At 59.2% G+C, this 277-nt stretch carries 1 protein-coding gene; it reads right to left on the minus strand.

Features of this window, described 5'->3' with window-relative positions; translation table 11 throughout:
* Positions 1-277 (minus strand): IS66 family transposase zinc-finger binding domain-containing protein (locus AC25ND_RS26420; RefSeq protein WP_486976687.1); only part of this gene is annotated, 277 nt, incomplete at both ends.

Here is a 277-nt window from a genome sequence, read left to right on the forward strand (position 1 = left end):
ACATGTTTGAGCACGCGGATCTGCATCGGCACGATATCCAGCTGCTCGCTGATTTCCTCACCGATCTCATGCTTGCGGCAACCGCATGCACAGGTCAGTCCGTGTTCAGGCAGTTCGTGGATGACTTCGATACGCGGCAGATCAGCCGAGAGTGGCTTGCGTTTTCCCCGGCGTGGCGCTGGTGTGACGACTTCTTCATCCGGCGTCTCCACCGTCAACAGAGGCTCGCTCTCTGCCTCGTTGAACATCGCCAGTTGCGGCGTGTTGGGGTCGATGG

Source organism: Pseudomonas sp. P110(2024) (assembly GCF_057480795.1).